At 57.5% G+C, this 19,191-nt stretch carries 17 protein-coding genes; 13 read left to right on the top strand and 4 right to left on the bottom strand.

The window, feature by feature from the left end; all coding sequences use genetic code 11:
- Nucleotides 1-18: 18 nt before the first annotated feature.
- The 10 genes from U738_RS14745 to urtE all read left to right on the top strand — a co-directional run bounded on the left by U738_RS14745 (nt 19) and on the right by urtE (nt 12,090).
- On the top strand, nt 19-1,773 hold the full coding sequence (locus tag U738_RS14745; RefSeq protein WP_035581853.1) for an ATP-binding protein: 1,755 nt from the start codon (nt 19-21) through the stop codon (nt 1,771-1,773).
- An 11-nt stretch (nt 1,774-1,784) separates the two neighbouring features.
- The gene (locus U738_RS14740; protein ID WP_035581848.1) at nt 1,785-2,528 is read left to right on the top strand and encodes a response regulator; all 744 of its coding nucleotides are present in this window, start codon (nt 1,785-1,787) and stop codon (nt 2,526-2,528) included.
- A 190-nt stretch (nt 2,529-2,718) separates the two neighbouring features.
- On the top strand, nt 2,719-3,717 hold the full coding sequence (locus U738_RS14735) for a tripartite tricarboxylate transporter substrate binding protein (protein ID WP_035581845.1): 999 nt from the start codon (nt 2,719-2,721) through the stop codon (nt 3,715-3,717).
- A gap of 107 nt (nt 3,718-3,824) precedes the next feature.
- On the top strand, nt 3,825-4,307 hold the full coding sequence (locus tag U738_RS14730; protein WP_035581842.1) for a tripartite tricarboxylate transporter TctB family protein: 483 nt from the start codon (nt 3,825-3,827) through the stop codon (nt 4,305-4,307).
- Between the two features lie 54 nt (nt 4,308-4,361).
- Nucleotides 4,362-5,864, top strand: coding sequence for a tripartite tricarboxylate transporter permease (locus U738_RS14725; protein ID WP_035581839.1), 1,503 nt, complete (start codon nt 4,362-4,364; stop codon nt 5,862-5,864).
- Nucleotides 5,865-6,293: 429 nt separating this feature from the next.
- Nucleotides 6,294-7,655 carry an urea ABC transporter substrate-binding protein gene (urtA, locus tag U738_RS14720; protein ID WP_035581836.1) on the top strand — a complete coding sequence of 454 codons (1,362 nt, stop codon included), beginning with the start codon at nt 6,294-6,296 and terminating at the stop codon, nt 7,653-7,655.
- A 105-nt stretch (nt 7,656-7,760) separates the two neighbouring features.
- Nucleotides 7,761-9,374, top strand: coding sequence for an urea ABC transporter permease subunit UrtB (gene urtB, locus U738_RS14715; protein ID WP_035581834.1), 1,614 nt, complete (start codon nt 7,761-7,763; stop codon nt 9,372-9,374).
- A 3-nt stretch (nt 9,375-9,377) separates the two neighbouring features.
- Nucleotides 9,378-10,550, top strand: a complete 1,173-nt coding sequence (urtC, locus tag U738_RS14710; RefSeq protein ID WP_035581831.1) for an urea ABC transporter permease subunit UrtC — start codon at nt 9,378-9,380, stop codon at nt 10,548-10,550.
- Nucleotides 10,547-11,383, top strand: a complete 837-nt coding sequence (gene urtD / locus U738_RS14705; protein ID WP_035581829.1) for an urea ABC transporter ATP-binding protein UrtD — start codon at nt 10,547-10,549, stop codon at nt 11,381-11,383. The genes urtC and urtD overlap by 4 nt, the downstream gene beginning before the upstream one ends.
- Complete coding sequence (urtE, locus tag U738_RS14700; protein ID WP_035581826.1) at nt 11,383-12,090, top strand: urea ABC transporter ATP-binding subunit UrtE; 708 nt, start codon at nt 11,383-11,385, stop codon at nt 12,088-12,090. Before urtD ends, urtE begins: the two co-directional genes overlap by 1 nt.
- A gap of 97 nt (nt 12,091-12,187) precedes the next feature.
- On the opposite strand, the gene U738_RS14695 is transcribed toward urtE, so the two are convergent.
- From U738_RS14695 to U738_RS14680, 4 genes are read right to left on the bottom strand one after another with little or no spacing between them, the layout of a single operon-like run.
- Entirely contained in the window at nt 12,188-13,108 is a 921-nt protein-coding gene (locus U738_RS14695) for a metal ABC transporter permease (RefSeq protein WP_035581822.1), read from the bottom strand.
- Nucleotides 13,105-14,211, bottom strand: coding sequence for a metal ABC transporter permease (locus U738_RS14690; RefSeq protein WP_035581820.1), 1,107 nt, complete (start codon nt 14,209-14,211; stop codon nt 13,105-13,107). The genes U738_RS14695 and U738_RS14690 overlap by 4 nt, the downstream gene beginning before the upstream one ends.
- A gap of 3 nt (nt 14,212-14,214) precedes the next feature.
- On the bottom strand, nt 14,215-14,997 hold the full coding sequence (locus tag U738_RS14685; RefSeq protein WP_035581818.1) for a metal ABC transporter ATP-binding protein: 783 nt from the start codon (nt 14,995-14,997) through the stop codon (nt 14,215-14,217).
- Nucleotides 14,998-15,019: 22 nt separating this feature from the next.
- Nucleotides 15,020-15,988, bottom strand: coding sequence for a metal ABC transporter solute-binding protein, Zn/Mn family (locus tag U738_RS14680; RefSeq protein ID WP_035581816.1), 969 nt, complete (start codon nt 15,986-15,988; stop codon nt 15,020-15,022).
- A 379-nt stretch (nt 15,989-16,367) separates the two neighbouring features.
- On the opposite strand from U738_RS14680, the gene U738_RS14675 reads away from it, so the two are divergent.
- From U738_RS14675 to ureA, 3 genes are all read left to right on the top strand, one after another.
- Nucleotides 16,368-17,759, top strand: a complete 1,392-nt coding sequence (locus U738_RS14675) for a diguanylate cyclase (protein ID WP_035581814.1) — start codon at nt 16,368-16,370, stop codon at nt 17,757-17,759.
- Between the two features lie 201 nt (nt 17,760-17,960).
- Nucleotides 17,961-18,845 (top strand): urease accessory protein UreD, encoded by an 885-nt coding sequence (locus U738_RS14670; RefSeq protein WP_035581812.1) that lies wholly within the window; start codon nt 17,961-17,963, stop codon nt 18,843-18,845.
- Nucleotides 18,846-18,882: 37 nt separating this feature from the next.
- Nucleotides 18,883-19,185, top strand: coding sequence for an urease subunit gamma (gene ureA / locus U738_RS14665; RefSeq protein ID WP_035581810.1), 303 nt, complete (start codon nt 18,883-18,885; stop codon nt 19,183-19,185).
- Nucleotides 19,186-19,191 lie beyond the last annotated feature (6 nt).

The following is a 19,191-nucleotide window of genomic DNA, read 5'->3' as shown; positions in this document are numbered from 1 at the left end:
CGCATTTTGAGTCTACCTATGAGCGTTTCTCGCCCCCGAACATTAGCCGATCTGCAGCGCTGGCGTCGAACCCGCGCAAGGCGCAGTTGGTATAAGCGCAGCTTTCGCCTGCAGGTGATGCTGTTGGTCGGGCTGCTATTAGCGGGCATGCTACTGGCACAGGGCACCTATCTCAATCACCGCAAGGCGGAAATTATTAGCCAGCAGATGGGCGAACGAGCGCTGGCGGTGGCCAAAACGGTGGCCTCGATGCCGCAAATTATTAATGCCTTTGCGATCCCCGACCCCGCTTTCATTATTCAGCCCCTAGCGGAGCGAATTCGCCATGAAACCGGTGCTCGCTACGTCGTTGTGGGCAATGCCCGAAGTATTCGCTACTCTCACCCGGTGCCCGAGCGGATAGGTAAGCCAATGGTAGGCGGGGATAATGATCAGGCGCTGATTCATGGTCAATTTTATGTCTCAGAAGCAACCGGCTCATTGGGTACTGCCATTCGTGGCAAAGCGCCCATTTGGGACGAAGAGGGCAATATCATTGGCTTGGTCTCCGTCGGTTTTATGATGGATCGCGTGGCCATGGACGTAGCCCGCTACAACAGCTTTGGCTGGGCGCTGGTGGCGCTGATGATTTGTCTCGGCTTTGCCGGTGCCTACTGGCTATCGCAGCACCTCAAGAAGGTTATTCTAGGCTTGGAGCCCTACGAAATTGCCCGCTTGGCCATGGAGAAAGAGGCCATTTTGCAGTCGATCCACGAGGGCATTCTGGCGGTTAATCGTGAAGGGCATATTACCCTGGTGAATCAGCAGGCGCGGCGCTTTCTCAACTTAGACGATGAGCATGTGCTGCTGGGGCAGCCCATCCGTGAGGTGGTGCCCAATTCGCGGCTACTGGAGGTGCTCCGGCGCGGCGAACAGGAGTTCGACCAGGAGATGTGGCTGGGCGATCACCCGGTGGTGGTCAACCGCGTGCCGATTCTGCACGAGGGAGAAATTGAGGGCGCCGTGGCGACCTTCCGCAGCCGCCGCGAGATCGTTGATCTCTCCCACGCGCTAACCCAGGCCAGCCGCGACGTGGATATGCTGCGCGCTCAGGCCCATGAGTTTTCCAATAAGCTCTACACCATCTCTGGGTTACTGCAATTAGAGCGCATCGAGGAAGCCTTGGCGCTGATCCATCAGGAAACCGAGCGTGCCCAGGCGCAGATGAGCTTTTTAATGCGCAATGTAGCCGACGCCGTGCTTAGCGGCACCCTGCTGGGTAAACTCACCCGCGCCCGGGAACTGGGCGTGACGCTGGAAATCGATGAGCAAAGCTCGCTCTCCTGCCCGCTAACACCCACCGGGCAAGAGGTGATGATGAGCGTGGTGGGTAACCTGCTGGACAACGCCTGCCACGCAGCGCTGAATGGGCCGACTAACGAGCCCAAAGTACGTCTGTTTTTTACTGATTTGGGCGAGCAGCTGTTGATCGAAGTGGAGGACAACGGGCCCGGAGTGCCTGCCCAGTTCGCTGAGTCGATTTTCCAGGAAGGCTTTTCGACCAAAACGGGCAAGCACCAGGGCATTGGCCTGGCGCTGGTGGCCAGGCTCTGCCGTCAGCACGGCGGCGCCGTGACTCTGGAAGAGAGTGAACTAGGCGGGGCGTGCTTTATCGCGGTGCTCGATCGCTCGCTCTGCGCGCAGCCAGACCAGCATCAGTCTCAACAACGCTATCAACAGCGCTCTCAACAACAATTCCAAAGCAGTACCAAAAACAGTGACCACGACAGCTAGGGAGGCAGGCAATGTCTGATGGGCAGTACGGTATTTTGGTCGTTGAAGACGATTTTCGCATTGCCGATATTCACAGGGCCTTTATTGAACAGAGCGATGGCTTTTATGTGGTTGGCATGGCGCGCAATGGCAGTGAGGCCAAGGCCATCATGGCCGAGCAGGCCGCTAGCATCCATTTGATTTTGCTCGATGCCTACCTGCCTGATGTTGAAGGCTTGGAGCTGCTATGGGCGATTCGCCGCGACTATGTGCATGTGGATATCGTCATGGTTACCGCCGCACGAGAAGTGGAAACCATCAGCGAGGCGCTGCGTGGTGGGGTGTTTGACTACCTTATTAAGCCCATTGAAGCCACACGCATGACCCAAATGCTGACCCGCTTTCGTCGCGAGCGTGAAGCCTTGGCCAACCGTGCCGAGATGAACCAAGACGAACTGGATACCGTGCTGGCGCGCTTACAGCCCGGCGATCCGTCGCGGGCTAAATCGCATGCTCAGTCTCAAGCCCTGCCCAAGGGCATTGATCGGCTGACGTTGCGCCGGGTAATTGATGCCCTGGCAGACGCCTCTGACTCCCTTACCGCCATGCAGATGGCGCGCACCATGGGTGCCAGCCGCTCTACCGCGCGACGCTATTTAGAGTTTTTGGTCGCCGAGCAGGCAGTCAGTGCCGAGCTGGGCTATGGTGATGTAGGGCGGCCCGAGCGTCGCTATCGGCTGTTGGAGGCGGCACACAAGTGGCTAGACTCTCTATAAGTGCATGCTATAAGTAGCCAGTGTGAACAAAATGAACAAAATGCCCATAAAGAACTTTTTGTCTTTTATGCGCACAAGCTTGTCGGTCAGGGGCATGGTCTTCTAACGTTCGCGGCGTGCAGTCTCACAATAAGAAGCTCTACATAGCAACATCATCACACAACAACACTGATACGTGGAGAACGCCATCATGACCTCGCTTACCCTCAAGCGTTTATCTGTAGTTGCGCTACCCCTCGCCGCTTTTGCCGCCATGACGACCGCCGCACAGGCGCAAGAGTGGACGCCGAGCCGCTCCATCGAATTCGTCGCACCGGCTAACCCCGGCGGTGGTTGGGACACCCTCGTGCGCACCATGTCACGGGTGATTCAGCAAGAAGAAATGGCCGATGAGAGCTTTGCTGCGATCAACGTTCCCGGTGGCGGTGGTGCCGTGGCCTGGGCGCAAGTGGCGCGCGATGAAGGCAACCCGCACAAGCTATTTGCCACCAGCCCGCCGATGATTCTGGTGCCGCTGGCAGGCGCCTCGCGCTATGACCACACCGACTTTACCCCGGTCGCGCGGATTAACACCGACTACTCAATCATTCTGGTCGCGGCGGACTCCGAGTATCAAGATCTTGAAGATCTGCTCACCGCGCTGAAAGAAGACCCCAGCCTGAGCGTGGGTGGCGGCAGTGCCCCAGGCTCCATGGATCATATCGCCATTGCAGGCCTTGCCTCGGCGGCGGGTATGGAAGCCTCAGCAGTCAACTACATCCCGTTCTCGGGTGGCGGCGACGCCATGACTAACCTGATGGGCGGCCACATCGAAGCCGTTGTCGGCGGTGCCGGTGAAGCGGTTGGCCAATTAGGCGAAGGCAGCCAGCTGCGTGCGCTAGGCGTCTCTTCTGAAGAGCGTTTGGGTGGCGGTTTGAGCGAAGTGCCGACGTATCAAGAGCAGGGCTTCGACTACACCTTCGATATCTGGCGCGGCGTGATGGGCGCTCCCGGTATGCCTGAAGAAGCAGTCACCTACTACGAAGATCTGTTCGCCGAAATGTTGGAAACTGACGCATGGCGCGAAGCAAGCGACCAGCTGGGCTGGATCGACGCCTATCAAAACAGCGAAGAATTTGGCGCCTTTCTGGATCAGCAGCAAGAGCAGTTCAGCGATGTGCTGAGCGAGCTTGGCCTACTGCGCCAGTAATCCCACTCCTGTATCACCCAGCCGCCCAAGCGCGGCTGGGAGTCTCCGGTCGTTAACCACGTGTTGTTAACCGCTGGAGGCGTGTTGGCTCCTTCGGAGAGACTCCTATGACTCGTTTAAATACCAATCAGTGGTTAGCACTGGTATTTGCGGTATTCGCTACTGGCTATATCGCGATGGCGTGGCAAATCCCTACTTTCCCCCTGCCGCGTCCGGTCGACTCTGACCTTTTTCCTAAAGTATTAGGCTTCGCGCTACTGATCCTGTCGGTGTTTCTGTTTTTCGAGAAACCTACTCCGATAGCCGGTGCCGATGAGATAGATCATGAGGCCACCCAAGGCCCAAGGCTGTTTACGCCATGGGCGCGGGTCATCGTGACCTCGCTAGCGATTGCCGCCTATGCGTTTTTGCTGGTACCGCTAGGGTTTGTACTCGCTTCAACGCTGCTCTGCGTTGGTCTGACGGCCTACTACGGTTATCGCCGCCATGGGGTCAACCTCGCTACGTCGCTGGGGGTAGTGCTGGCGCTCTACCTGACCATGACGAAGGTGATGGATGTTTACCTGCCCACTGGCGTGCTGCCCTTCTAAACAAAGCCTTGTTAGCAGGTCTTTCCGCTAGCAGTTCTTGAGAGAGTAATTCCCATGGATGCCTTCAATAATTTGATGTACGGCTTTGGCATCGCGCTTGAGCCAATCAATATTGCCTACGTATTTGCCGGCGTATTTGCTGGCACCATTATCGGCATGCTGCCGGGTCTGGGCCCTATCAGTGCACTTGCCTTGATGATTCCTATCACCTTTGCCATGGAGCCTTCATCGGGCTTGATCCTGATGGCCGGGGTTTACTACGGCGCCATCTTTGGTGGCTCCACGTCGTCGATCCTGCTTAACGCCCCTGGCGTGGCGGGTACCGTGGCGACCTCCTTTGACGGCTACCCGATGGCTAAAAAAGGTCAGGCGGGTAAAGCGCTGGCGATTGCCGCCTACGCTTCCTTTATCGGTGGTACCATTTCCGTTATTTTCTTGATGCTGATTGCCCCGCTGCTGTCGAAAGTAGCCGTGAGCTTTGGCCCTTCTGAGTATTTCGCCTTAATGGTGCTGGGCTTAACCGCTGTCGTTTCGCTGTCGGATAAGTCCCTGGTTAAAGGGCTAATTGCCGCCGTGGTGGGGGTGATTATTTCTATTATCGGTATCGACATGCAGACCGGTACTGAGCGCTTTACTTTCGGTTCAGTGCAGTTGCTGGATGGCATCGACTTCCTGGTCGTAGCCCTGGGTATTTTCGCCCTTGCCGAAGTCTTTTACATGCTGCTGCGTGGCGGCGGTGGCAAAGAAATGCCGCGCAATGAGATTGGCTCGCTGAAATTGTCACGTAGCGAAGTGAAAGAAATCGCTGGCCCTATTGGTCGTAGTTCGATATTGGGTTTCTTCACCGGGGTACTGCCAGGCGCGGGCGCGACCATCGGTTCGTTCCTGGGTTACAGCATGGAAAAGCGCATTGCCAAAGATGGTCACACCTTTGGGCAGGGCAATATCAAAGGCGTGGCGGCGCCGGAAGCAGCCAACAACGCTGCCTGTACGGGCTCCTTTGTACCGCTGCTGACGTTGGGTGTGCCGGGTTCAGGCACTACCGCTGTCCTGCTAGGCGCGTTGCTTGTCATGGGGGTTAACCCCGGCCCGATGATGCTAACTGAGCGCCCGGACGTGTTTTGGGGCGTGGTTGCCAGTATGTATATCGGCAATATCTTCCTGCTGGCACTTAACCTGCCGCTGATTCCCTATATCGCTAAAATTCTCGATATGCCTCGCCCATTGCTGCTATCGCTGATTCTGATCTTCTGCATGATCGGTGTTTACGGCATGAGCTTCAGCGTATTTGATCTGCTGCTACTGCTTGGCTTCGGCTTGGTGGGCCTGGGCATGCGCCTGTTTGGCTTCCCCGCGGCGCCGCTGATTCTAGCGCTGATTCTGGGCAACATCATGGAAGAGTCCATGCGCCGCGCACTGCAGATTTCCGGTGGTGACTGGATGACCTTTATCGACAAGCCCATCTCCCTTGGTTTGCTGGTCGTCGCTCTGCTGTCGCTTGGTCTGCCGTTGCTGAAAAAACGTCGTAAGAAAGTCCCACCCGACGTGGCTGTTTAACGCCTCGATTTGAAGGGTGAATAGCGAGGAGCCTTGGTGATGCCAAGGCTCCTTTTTTAACTGCTTTTTAACTGACAACAAAGAGTGAGGTTGTAACTAATAAGTAAGTGTTACGTTACTGATCTGTATTCAAAAAGCTCAAGTACTTAGTTGGTGCACTGTATCTTGTTGGTGCATTGTGAGGGTGCCTTAGCCGCGTTCTTGCGCTTTATTTTGGTGCATTCGGTGAATGTTGAGATTTTCTGATGATTATTAAGTGGCTGATTAAAGAGCTATAAGACAACTTTGTGTCAATCTGGCGCATCCCTTGCAGGTGTTAATGGCTAGTGGACGTATTGGGGAGCTAACACAACAACCCCAAGTGCGAAGCCAATCATCAAGCCTCGGTCATAACAAACCCCAGCCATAAGGGGTGCAAGGAGATTAACAATGAACACACTCAAACGCTCGACACACTCCCGCCCATTCCTATCACGTGGCCGTTTCGCGACCGCTTTACTCACCGCTGCCATCATGAGTGCTAGCACCCAGGCCGCCGCCCAGGACGATGACCCGATCAAAGTCGGTATCCTGCACTCTCTCTCCGGCACCATGGCGATTAGTGAGACCGTCCTCAAAGACACCGTCGAAATGCTTATCGAGCAGCAGAACGAAGCCGGTGGTTTGCTGGGCCGTCAGTTAGAGGCCGTGGTGGTCGACCCGGCGTCTAACTGGCCGCTGTTTGCTGAACGCGCCCGGGAGCTACTAGACCAGGAAGAAGTGGACGTTATTTTCGGCAACTGGACGTCGGTTTCGCGTAAATCCGTTCTGCCCGTCGTAGAAGAACTCAACGGCCTGCTGTTCTACCCGGTGCAGTATGAAGGCGAAGAGTCTTCTGAAAACGTCTTCTACACCGGCGCAGCGCCTAACCAGCAGGCGATCCCTGCGGTTGAATACCTTATCAACGAAGTCGGTATCGAGCGCTTTGCGCTGGTGGGTACCGACTATGTCTACCCGCGTACCACCAACCGTATCCTTGAAGCCTTCCTCAAGGACGAACACGGCATCGCGGAAGAGGACATCATGGTTAACTACACGCCGTTCGGTCACTCCGATTGGCAAAACATCGTGGCGGAAATTCGCCGCTTCGGTGAAGAGGGTAAACCGACCGCCGTAATCTCGACGGTTAACGGCGACGCTAACGTGCCGTTCTATACCGAGCTCTCCAACCAGGGTATCGACGCTGCCGATATTCCGGTCATCGCCTTCTCCGTGGGCGAGCAGGAGCTTACCGGTATTGATACCGGGCCGCTGGTAGGCCACTTGGCGGCATGGAACTACTTCATGAGCGTCGATAACGATGACAACTACGACTTTATCGATGCCTGGATTGAGTACACCGGCGACGATATGGCGGTGACCAACGACCCAATGGAAGCGCACTACATTGGTTTCAACATGTGGGCCGAAGCGGTTCGCAAGGCGGGCACGACAGACGTCGATACGGTGAAAGACGCCATTATCGGTGTGACCGTACCTAACCTCTCCGGCGGTTATGCGGCGATGATGCCCAACCACCACATCACCAAGCCGGTGCTGATCGGTGAGATTCAGGACAACGGTCAGTTCGATATCGTTTGGCAGACGCCGTCTACCGTGGCCGGCGACGCCTGGTCTGACTACCTGCCTGGCTCCCGTGACCTGATTGCCGATTGGCGCAAGCCGATGGAGTGCGGCAACTTCAACGTCGTGAACGGCTCGTGCGGTGGCAGCACCGCAGCAGAAGAAGCCGAAGCGGCGCTCGCTGAGTAAAAGCTCCTGTAGTGAGTAATACTGATCCCTCGTCCCTAGGCTGAAGCCCAAGTGGCGAGGGAGCACGCTAACTCCCCCTCTTTAGATAACCAAAGGAAGAACCCCATGAGGCGTTTCCTTTCCTTAGGGCTGCTGTGCCTACTGTTGTTAAGCATCACAGTGACCGCCCAAGCACAAACGAGCTCCACGAATACTGCCGACGATGACGCCGCGCTCGAGTTGTTAGAGGCGCTGGACGTTGAGTCTTACGCTGACAAAGGCGACGCGATCACCGCCATTTTGCAAAGCGATGACGAACGCGCCCGAGACTGGCTGCAGGCTTTGCTGGATGGCCGCTTGCAGCGTACCGAAGATGGCCGGTTCGTGCTGGTGCTCGAGAACCGCGGCCGCGACTGGCCGGTGGCCGATGTACTGACCGGCGAAGCGCTGGGCGAGATGTCCCGTCGTGATCTGGAGCGTATCGGCATCAACAACAACCTGCGTAATCAACTGCGTAGTGCCATCGCGGTAGTTGACCTCTACTCGCCTAACGTTGAACGCCGCCGCACCTCGGCCGAGCGCCTGTTAGGTGAAGTAGATGGTGAGCTGGTGCCCACCCTTGACGACCTGATCGAACAGGAAGAGGACGAGCAGGTGCGCTACCGGCTGACTCAGGCCGTGGCGATCTACCGTGCCGAAGCGGGCGAAATGGCTGGGGTCGAAGCGCTGGACGGCAGCCTTCACCCCCGCTCCCGCGTGGCGTTGAGCCGGGCAGCCACTGGGGATGATCCCGTCGTCGCCAACGCCGCTGCCGCTTCCCTGTTGGGTATCGAGCAGCAGCTCAAAATCAATCGTGGTCTGGAAACGCTCTATTTCGGCTTGAGCCTCGGCTCAGTGCTGGTGCTAGCGGCCATTGGCCTGGCGATCACCTTCGGGGTCATGGGCGTGATCAACATGGCCCATGGCGAGCTGATGATGCTGGGCGCCTACACCACCTGGGCGATGCAGCAGCTGCTGCCCGGCCAGCCTGGGCTGGCGTTGATTCTATCGATTCCCGCGGGCTTTATGGTCGCCGCTTTGGCTGGTGTGGCGATCGAGCGCGGCGTGATCCAGTTCCTCAAAGGCCGCCCGCTTGAGACGCTGCTGGCGACCTTTGGTATCAGCCTGATTCTTCAGCAACTGGTGCGCACGGTGATTTCACCGCTTAACCGTACCGTCATCACGCCTGAGTGGATGAGTGGCTCATTGGTGGTGAACGATGCGCTGTCGCTAACGCTCAACCGCATGTACGTACTCGGCTTTGCGCTGGTGGTGTTTGCCGGGCTGATGCTGATCATGCGTCGCACGCGGCTGGGGCTTGAGGTGCGCGCCGTGACCCAAAACCGCGCCATGGCACGCTCCATGGGCATTCGTGCCACTCGTGTGGATATCATGACCTTTGCGCTGGGCTCCGGTGTGGCCGGGCTTGCAGGTGTCGCGCTCTCCCAGCTCACCAACGTCGGCCCTAACCTGGGGCAGAACTACATCATCGACTCCTTCATGGTGGTGGTGTTCGGCGGCGTGGGCAACCTGTGGGGCACGCTGGTTGCTGGCCTATCGCTGGGGGTGATCAACCAGGTGCTGGAACCCTGGGCAGGCGCGGTATTGGCCAAAATTATCGTGCTGGTGTTTATCATCCTATTCATTCAGAAACGCCCGCGTGGACTCTTCCCGCAGAAGGGCCGGGCTGCGGAGGGCTAAGCGATGTCTTTAACGACCGAATCATCGACGAATTTTTGGCTAACACGACCCTTCAGCGAGCGCTCCACGCAGATTTTTCTCGGCGTGCTACTGGCCGCGCTGGTACTGGTCACCATCTTGCACGTAGCGGTGCCGCCGGAGAACCCGCTACATGTGGGGGCTTACACGGTCAATCTGTTTGGTAAGTACTTAAGCTACGCGCTGCTGGCCGTGGCGGTGGATCTAGTGTGGGGCTATCTGGGTATTTTAAGCCTCGGCCACGGCGCCTTCTTCGCCATCGGCGGCTACGCCATGGGCATGTACCTGATGCGCCAGATTGGCGATCGCGGTACCTACGGCCATCCGGTACTGCCCGACTTTATGGTGTTCCTCAACTGGGACAGCTTGCCGTGGTTCTGGCACGGCTTCGATATGGCCTGGTTTGCCTTCGCCATGGTGCTGCTGGCGCCGGGGCTGCTGGCGCTGGTGTTCGGCTTTTTGGCCTTCCGCTCACGGGTCACCGGTGTATATCTGTCGATTATCACTCAGGCACTGACCTTTGCCTTGATGCTGGCTTTCTTCCGCAACGAGATGGGCTTCGGCGGTAATAACGGCCTGACTGACTTCCGCGAGATCGTCGGTTTTGACCTGCGCAGCGATGCCACGCGCCTAGGGTTGTTCCTGGCCACCGGCGTTGCGCTGGCGCTGGGATATATCCTGTGCCGTGCGATTGTGACCAGCAAGTTGGGGCGGGTGAGCGTGGCCACCCGCGACGCCGAAGCGCGTACGCGCTTTCTCGGCTACCGGGTCGAGCGCTTTCAGCTGTTTGTGTTTGTGGTCTCGGCGATGCTCGCAGGCCTGGCGGGCGCGCTCTACGTGCCGCAAGTGGGGATTATCAACCCCAGTGAATTCTCGCCGATTTTCTCCATCGAGATTGTGCTGTGGGTAGCGTTGGGCGGTCGCGCCACGCTATATGGCGCGGTGATAGGCGCCATTTTAGTTAACTACGCCAAAACCATCTTTACCGGCGTAATGCCCGATGCCTGGCTGTTTGCCCTGGGCGCGATGTTCGTACTGGTCACGGTGTTTCTGCCCAAAGGGGTGGCGGGGCTGTTTCGCTACCTCAAGCGTCGCAAGCGCGAGGAACAAACGACGGATCCTGACCATCAACAGACGTCCAAGGAGGCCTCCGCATGAGCTTTCTGCAATCGCTGACACAGCGTGACCGGGTGTTCGATTTTATGGCGCCCCAAGCCTCGCCGGTGGACGTTCGCCATGGGCCGATTCTTTACATGGAAGATGTCACCGTGAGCTTCGATGGTTTTAAAGCCATCAATAACCTCAACCTAACCATCAACGACGGTGAGCTGCGCTGCATTATCGGCCCCAACGGGGCGGGTAAAACCACCATGATGGATATTATTACCGGTAAAACCCGGCCCACCAGCGGCAGTGTATGGTTCGGGAGCCGCCATAACCTGCTGCACATGAACGAGCCCGATATTGCCAGCCTGGGCATTGGCCGCAAGTTTCAAAAGCCCACGGTTTTCGAAGCGTTGTCGGTATTTGAAAACCTGGAGCTGGCCATGGCGGCGGACAAGCGGATTTTTCCTACCCTGACTGCCCGCATGACCGGCGAGATCAAAGACCGCATCGATGAAGTACTGGAAACCATTGGCCTGACAGCACTGCGCCATCAACCTGCAGGCATTCTTTCCCACGGCCAAAAGCAGTGGCTGGAGATCGGCATGCTGCTAATGCAGCGCCCGCGTCTACTGCTGGTGGATGAACCGGTGGCGGGCATGACCGAGCAGGAGATGGAGCGCACGGCCGAGTTGCTCACCGGGCTGGCCGGTAAACAGTCCGTGGTGGTGGTCGAGCACGATATGGGTTTCGTGCGTTCGATTGCCCGCCAGGTGACGGTCTTGCACCAGGGCAGCGTGCTGGCGGAAGGCACCATGGATCAAGTCTCCAGCGACCCTAAAGTAATCGAGGTCTACCTGGGTGCCGATGACGAGGAGGCTGCCTGATGCTAGCCATTGAAAAGCTCAACCAGTTCTACGGCGAAAGCCACACCCTCTGGGATCTGGATCTTGAGGTGCCCGCCGGTCAGTGTACCTGCGTGATGGGACGCAACGGCGTGGGTAAAACCACGCTGCTGAAAGCCGTGATGGGTGAAGTGGCCGTCAAAAGTGGCGAGCTGCGCTACACCGCCGAGACCGGCGAGATCGAGCTGACTAAAAAAGCCGTTGAGGCGCGCTCGCGGTTGGGAATTGGCTACGTGCCCCAAGGGCGGCAGATATTTCCGCTGCTGACCGTAGAGGAGAACCTGCGCACCGGCCTTGCCGCCCGCAGTGACGGGCTAAAAAAGATTCCCGAGCGGGTCTATGAACTGTTCCCCGTGCTCAAGGAGATGAAACACCGCCGTGGCGGCGACCTTTCCGGTGGGCAACAGCAGCAGCTGGCGATTGGCCGTGCGCTGGTCATCGAACCCAAACTGCTCATTTTGGACGAACCGGGGGAGGGCATTCAGCCCAATATCGTCGCTCAAATCGGCCAGGTGATTCGTCAGTTGATCAACGAGGATGGCCTTACGGTACTACTGGTGGAGCAGAAGCTGCCCTTTGCCCGCAAGTACGCCGACCGCTTTGTGATCATGGATCGCGGCCGCCCGGTGGCCAAAGGGAAGATCAGCGAGCTCTCCAATGAGCTGATCAAGCAGCATCTGACGGTGTAAGTTATCCACACCCGGTTACCGCCTGCCCGGCCAAGCGGTTGTCGAAAGGCGGTCGCTTTTTTGCGCGCGGATGAGCGGTGTTTCCAAAAGCTGGGCTTCAAACGCTGGGCGGCGGTTCCACCGGCGCCCAGCGTGCCCGTTGGCGTTTGACCAGTTGGGTAATCACGCCGTAGCGTGGCCCTGCCAGAAAGGCGAGCATCAGGAATACGCCGGTCATGACGGCCATCATGCCGCCAATGGAGACGTTGAGATACACTGCGAGGTAGTAGCCAGAAATACTCGAGGCGATAGAAATTAGCGCACCGATGATAAACATCATCCACAGCCGGTCGGTCAGCAAATAGGCGGCGGAGGCGGGAACAATGGCAAAGGCGATAAACAGCACCGCGCCTACCGCATCAAAGGCCGCCACGGCAGTAGAGCTTGTTAGCATTAGCAGCACATAGAAAAGAATCGAGGGCATAAAACCGAACGTTTTGGCCAGCGCCGGATCGAAGGTGGCCAGCTTCAGCTCCTTATAAAAGAGTCCGATAAACGCGTAGTTGAGCACCGTCATCACGCTCATCGATACCAGCGCCTGGGGGATGGGCAGGCCGAAGATGTCGAGTGTATCCAGCCAGACAAAACCGATCTCCCCGAGCAGCACGGTATGTGTGTCGATATGCACATCATTGGCATAAATATTCAACAGCAGCACGCCGATAGAAAACAGCGCAGGGAAGACCAAGCCGATAGCGGTATCCTGCTTGACCCGTTTGGTGCTCGCTAAGGCTTCGGTGAGCAGGACGGTTAACAGCCCGGTGAAGGCGGCCCCGATCAGTTGTACCGGCCCGCTCTGTTGCTTGGTCAGCAGCCAGACGATGACGATGCCAAACACAATCGAATGGCTGATTGCGTCGGATAACATGCTGTTGCCGCGCAGCACTAAAAAGGTACCCACCGCCGAGGAGGCGATGCCTACCATCGCGCCCACTAGCATAATGGGCAGGGCAGTTGTGGTCAGTAGCTCTGCCATCATGATGCTAATTCCTCAAAAGCCGCGATCACTCTTCTAGCCTCCGCCTGGCCCTGTGCCGTTAGCCCCCAGCCGTCGTCGCTTGGGGTGGCACCGCGTGGAGAGCGGGTTAGGTAGCCTTGCTGCTTAAGCTTGTTGAGCATCCTGCGTGAACCGAGCGTTGAAGGGGCGCATGAGGGGTCACCCGAGTGTTTATATAGCGTATAAAGTAGCTGCTGTTTCTGCAGCGCTGACTTCTGGCGATAGTGCTTTATCACGCCCCACAGCAGGCCACGGCCGGGCGCCAAGGCCAACGATATAAGCACAATGACGGTTGCGGTAAGGACAATCAGCGGGCCGGTTGCCAGGCCACGCGATAGGGTGCTGATGGTCGCCCCTGAAACACCACTGACAATACCGACGCCTGCGGCGATGGTGAGCATGCCGCCTAGGTGGCGGCTCCACTGTCGCGCGGCGGCCGCGGGTGCCACGATCATGGCGGCCATCAAAATCACACCGACCATCTGCAGGCCGACGACGACCGCTAGCGCAACCATAGCGGTGAGCGATGCTTCAATCACGGTGATAGGCATGCCGAGTGTGCGGGCGTACTCCGCATCAAAGGTGACCAGCTTGGCCTGTTTCCAGAAGACGGCAAGCAGTAGCAGCGTGACCAGCGTAATGCTGCCCATCACCCATAAATCGGAGCGCAGCGTCGCGGCGGCCTGGCCGAAAAGAAAGGCCTCAAGACCGCCCTGGGAGGCGTTATTGGTACTCTGGATATAGGTGAGCAGAACGATGCCCACGGCAAAAAAGATACTGAGGCAGGCGCCCAGGGCTGCGTCCGTTTTCAGGCGACTTAAGCGCGTCAGCATCAGCATAATCAGCGCGGCGGCGGAGCCGGTGATCAGTGAACCAATAATAATTCCGCCAATATCCCGGCTGCCGGTGATGATAAAGCTTAAACAGATGCCGGGAAGGGCTGCGTGGGAAATCGCGTCTCCCAGCAGGCTTTGGCGACGCAGCACCGCAAAACAGCCCAGCGGGCCGCTGATCAGCCCCAGCAGCGAGGCGCCAATGACTACATTCTGAAAGGTGTAGTCAGATAAAAGCTCAAGCCACACCATGGGTTACTTCACCTTTGAGGCGGCGAACATTAACGATTCATTGTCGTTAAGTAGCGCGATTTGGCCGCCGTAAGCCTGGCGCAGGTGATCGATCTTGAACACCTCCTCGGCCTTGCCGCTGGCGATGACTCGCACGTTGAGTAGCAGTAGCCAGTCAAAGTAGGTGCGAACCGTTTGCAGATCGTGGTGTACCACAATCAGCGTCTTACCCGCGTCGCGCAGGCGGCGCAGGATATCGATAATGGCCCGCTCGGTGGTGGCATCGACGCCAGCCATGGGTTCATCAAGAAAATACACATCGGCTTGCTGCACCAGCGCACGGGCCAAAAATACGCGCTGCTGCTGGCCACCTGAGAGCTGGCTAATCTGGCGCTCAGCCAAGGCACTCATACCGACCATTTCAAGTGCTTCCTGCGCCTCGTGGCGCTCTTTTCGTCCCGGTCTTTTGAGCCAACCTAAACGCCCGTAAAGCCCCATGGTGACCACATCCAGTGCAGTGGTGGGGAAATCCCAGTCAACGCTTGAGCGCTGGGGCACGTAGCCCACTCGTTTACGCTGCGTGGCGTAAGGTCGCCCATGCACCATCACCTCTCCTGACAGCGACGGCACCAGCCCCAGGAGGCTTTTGATCAACGTGCTCTTGCCCGCCCCGTTAGGGCCGACAATGCCCGCCATGACACCGGCGGGGATATCCAGATCGATATCCCAAAGCACGGGCTGGTTATGGTAGCTCACCGTCAGGTTTTTAATGCTCAGTGCGGTGTCTGTAAGGTTGGATGTCGCCATGGATCACTGCCTTATCGAATGCTTATTGAGCGAGTTGCCACTCGCTGGCCCAGTCATCTAGTGCCTTTGGCAGCGGGGCCAAGGAACCGCCTAGCGCCTCGACAATGTGCTGGGTGTTACGGTAGATCATGCCCATATAGGTACCATCTACCGTGCCTTCATCGCCCATGGCGTCGGAATAAAGCTGGCCGCCGATGGTCACATCATGGCCGCGCTGCCTTGCAGCATCGATCACTGCCTGAATGGTGCGTGGGTTGATGGTGCTCTCGACAAATATGGCGGGCACGTTACGGGCAACAACGCTATCCGCCATGCTGCGAATATCGGCGATCCCGGTTTCGGTTTCGGTACTGATGCCCTGAATCCCTTCCACCTCAATGTCATAGGCACGGCCAAAGTAGCTGAACGCGTCGTGGGCGGTGACGAGAATACGCTGCTCTTCGGGGATGCTGGCAATGCTCTCTTTAACCCACTCATGCAAGGCTAGCAACTGAGCCTGATAACGCTCGGTATTGGTTTCAATCGTCGTGGCGCACTCAGGGCGTGCTTCGCTCAATGCATCGCTCAGGGTGGGCAGTGTTTGGGCCCATAAAGAGACATCCATCCACAGGTGAGGGTCGACTCCGTAGACATCCTGAGCGGTGATCAACGACGCCGGATCAATGGAAGCGGGCGCCACGGCAAGCGTGGGTGTTCGTGCCGAGAAATTCTCCAGCACACTCCCCAGCTGCCCTTCCAATGAGTAGCCTGAATAGAGAATGTGTTCGGCGCCCCGCAGCAAGGCCACGTCGCTAGCGCTTGCCTGATACAGATGGGGGTCTACGCCGGGGCCCATCATGGCTTCCACATTAACGCATTCGCCGCCTACCTCCTGCGCTACATCGGCAATCATCCCAATCGTTGCCACCACGTTTAAGGGCGTTTCATCGGCAGTTGCCAACGCACTAAAAGGCAGCGTTCCCAATAGAATCACGGCATATTTTGTTGCCATTATTTAGCTCCAGACTCGTCATGAGGTAGATGGGTTGAAGTTGCTTTGTGTAAACTGGTTGTCCTAGGGAAAGAAGTATAGCCTTGGCTAAGTTTGTGGCGCTATTGATGAAATGTCAAGTGGATAAAAGACGCTGAGGTGGGCTGAAAGGGGAACCTGAGTTATGGCGGAAGTAAGCTGTAAGGCATCAACAGGCCTTGGTTATGTTTTGGAGCGTCACTCGCTTACCGATTGGCCCTATAGTATGGCGAGGCACCGCTGCCGCGCCGCCATGCGAGCCGCTTGTGGGTTTATTCGCTAAAACCCTGTTCTGTGTTCGGTTGAAGGCGATTTTTTGCCTGTAACATTGATTGTTTTAGCAATAAGAAGCAGGTGGGGTATGCGCTATAAAGATAAACATCAGCTCGCCGCCGAGTGGCAGACGTTATTAGAGCGCACGCCTAGGCCACTGCGCCAGGCGGTGGAAACACTGGTAACGCAGCATTGTGGCTACTTTGCCGACCACTTTTACAGCGTAATGCTGGAAGACCCGCATGCCTCGCTGTTTCTCTCCAACGAACAAGTGGAGCAGCGTTTAAACCCCTCAATGCGGCGTTGGCTGAAGGCCATGTTTGCCGTTGAGCATGTCGATTTTGAAGCCTTGGTTGAGCAGCAGGAGAAAGTAGGGCAGGTGCATGCTCGCATCGATATTCCGGTCAATCTGGTGCTTAGCGGGGCGCGACAGCTTAAGCAGGCGTTGTATCGGCAGCTTAGTGCTTCGTTCAAAAGCCCGCTCTCCCCGGGGGATGCCTCGGTGTATGTCTCCGAGCATATTGATATGGCCATGGAAATCATGAGCCACGCTTACTCAGTGGCCAGTGACCGTAATGCGCGCACCGAAGAGGCGTACAAGCTATTTTCCCTTACTCAAAGCATTGGTGATGAGCGTGAGCGCCAGCGTTCGGCGCTGCTGAACTGGGAAAACGCACTGATGTTTGCCGTCGCCGCCCAGCAGGATATCGCCACGCTGCCGAAGTTAGCCAATTCCGACTTTGGTTTGTGGTACTTCCATAAAGCGTGCCATGCGTTTGAGGGTGCGCCAGAGATTGCCACTATTTCACGGCATATTCAGCAGGTGGATCGTGAGTGGCTGGAGGTCCTGCTACATGAAGAGGCTAGCCAACGGCTTAAGGCGCTGGGCGAGATTCGAGACGCCGCCCGCACGGTGTTGATGCTGCTTGACGATGTGTTGGAGCGCGCCTCTGGTTTAGATGCTGGTCGCGATAGCCTAACCCGGTTGCTTAACCGTAAGTTTCTATCGGTGGTGCTTAGCCGTGAAATCGATATTGCCCGCCACTCGGAGCACTGCTTTGCGCTGTTGATGGTAGACATCGACCACTTTAAATCGATCAACGATACCCATGGCCACGACGCCGGCGACACCGTGCTGCAGCAGGTGGCAAGCATCCTTGACCGCTCCACTCGCGGGGGTGATTACGTGTTCCGCATGGGGGGGGAAGAGTTTTTAATCGTGCTAGTGGATACCGATCATGACGGCAGCCGCTTATTTGCTGAGCGTTTGCGTCAGGCGGTGGCTAAAGAGCCGATGCTCGCGGGCGCCGATACGTTGCTTAATGTGACGATTAGCGTGGGCGTTACGCTCCACGATGGCCACCCCGACTATAATCACTCTTTACAGCGGGCTGACCAAGCGCTTTATCAAGCAAAGCGCGGCGGGCGGAATCGAGTTGTGGTGCATGAGGGTGTGGAGAGTGAGCATAAGTTGGGTTGAGTTTAAATCAGGAGTGACTGCATTTATTTGGTGCATTCAGGGTCTGGCGTGGTTCTATTTTGGTGCGAATGGGCGTGTGGCGCTGCAAGCTACTTGCGTTAATCCCTACCATTGATCGCCCTGTAGGGTTTTTCACCATTTTGGCGCATTAATTGCTTCTAGTAAGTTAACGGCTTAGTGAAAAGGAAGCGATAGCGACCCATGATTCTGTGCGATCTCGCAAAACCGCAAGTTGCCTCTGGCCACCGCTTCGATGCAGGCCGCCACTGGGCGGCTTCGTTGGCGCTACGCTTTGCCAACCGCGACGGCGCCACCCGCATGGTGCAGGCGCGCCACTCGGGGCCACTACGGGTGCAGCGCCCGTTTTATCCGGAAGGCCGCGGTGAGGCCTGCCATGTCTATGTGCTTCACCCGCCGGGCGGCCTAGTCAGTGGCGATGCGCTCTCCATTAGCGCCCATGTCGAGAGTGGTGCCCATGTGCTGCTCACCACCCCCGCCGCTAATAAACTCTATAAAGCCGACAGCCAGGGCGTTGCCTGGACCCAGCATACCCGGTTGAGCGTTGAAGATGGCGCGGTCCTGGAATGGCTGCCTCAGGAGACCATCGCCTTTGATGGCTCCAAAGGCGAGCAGCGCACCCAGATTGACCTTCACGGCAGCTCCCGCTGCCTGGGTTGGGAAGTGATGGCATTGGGCCGCCCAGCCAGCGAGTTACCTTACATCTCTGGGCGTATTGAGCAGCACTTTCGCTTAACCCTGGACGGCAAGCCGCTGTGGCTAGAGCGCCAGCCGCTGGATCCGCTTCACCCACGTTTCGCGGGTCGCTGGGGCCAAGGCGGCGCCACGGTGCAAGCCACGCTGTGGGCGGTGGGCATTAGCGACGCACCTGCGGCTATTGAGGCCCTGCGTGAAGCGCTGCCGGATAACCCGCGCTGGGCGGTCACCGTTCGCCATGGCGTAGTGTTGCTGCGCTATCTGGGTAACTCGCGTAACGAAGCCTGGGCGCTGTGTGAACAGGCCTGGCACCTGCTGCGCCCTCGTTGGATCGACCGCGCCGCGCATACACCAAGAATTTGGCTAACCTAATAGGCATCACTGTGATGCACTGCTGGAGACACGTTCCATGGAATTAACCCCGAGAGACAAAGACAAGCTACTGCTGTTCTCCGCCGCCCAACTGGCGGAGCGCCGCAAGGCGCGTGGTTTAAAGCTCAACTACCCGGAAGCGGTGGCGCTGATCAGCTTCGAGATTATGGAAGGCGCCCGGGATGGCCGCAGCGTGGCGGAATTAATGAGCTATGGCCGCGAGATCCTGAGCCGTGAGGATGTGATGGACGGCGTCGCCGAAATGGTCGACGAAGTGCAGGTGGAAGCCACTTTCCCCGACGGCACCAAGCTGGTCACTGTGCATACGCCTATTGTGTGAGGGGTT

The sequence above is a fragment of the Halomonas sp. TG39a genome (genome assembly GCF_000744395.1).
GTDB classification, from domain to species: domain Bacteria; phylum Pseudomonadota; class Gammaproteobacteria; order Pseudomonadales; family Halomonadaceae; genus Vreelandella; species Vreelandella ventosae_B.
This window is presented reverse-complemented; position numbering and strand designations above follow the sequence as displayed.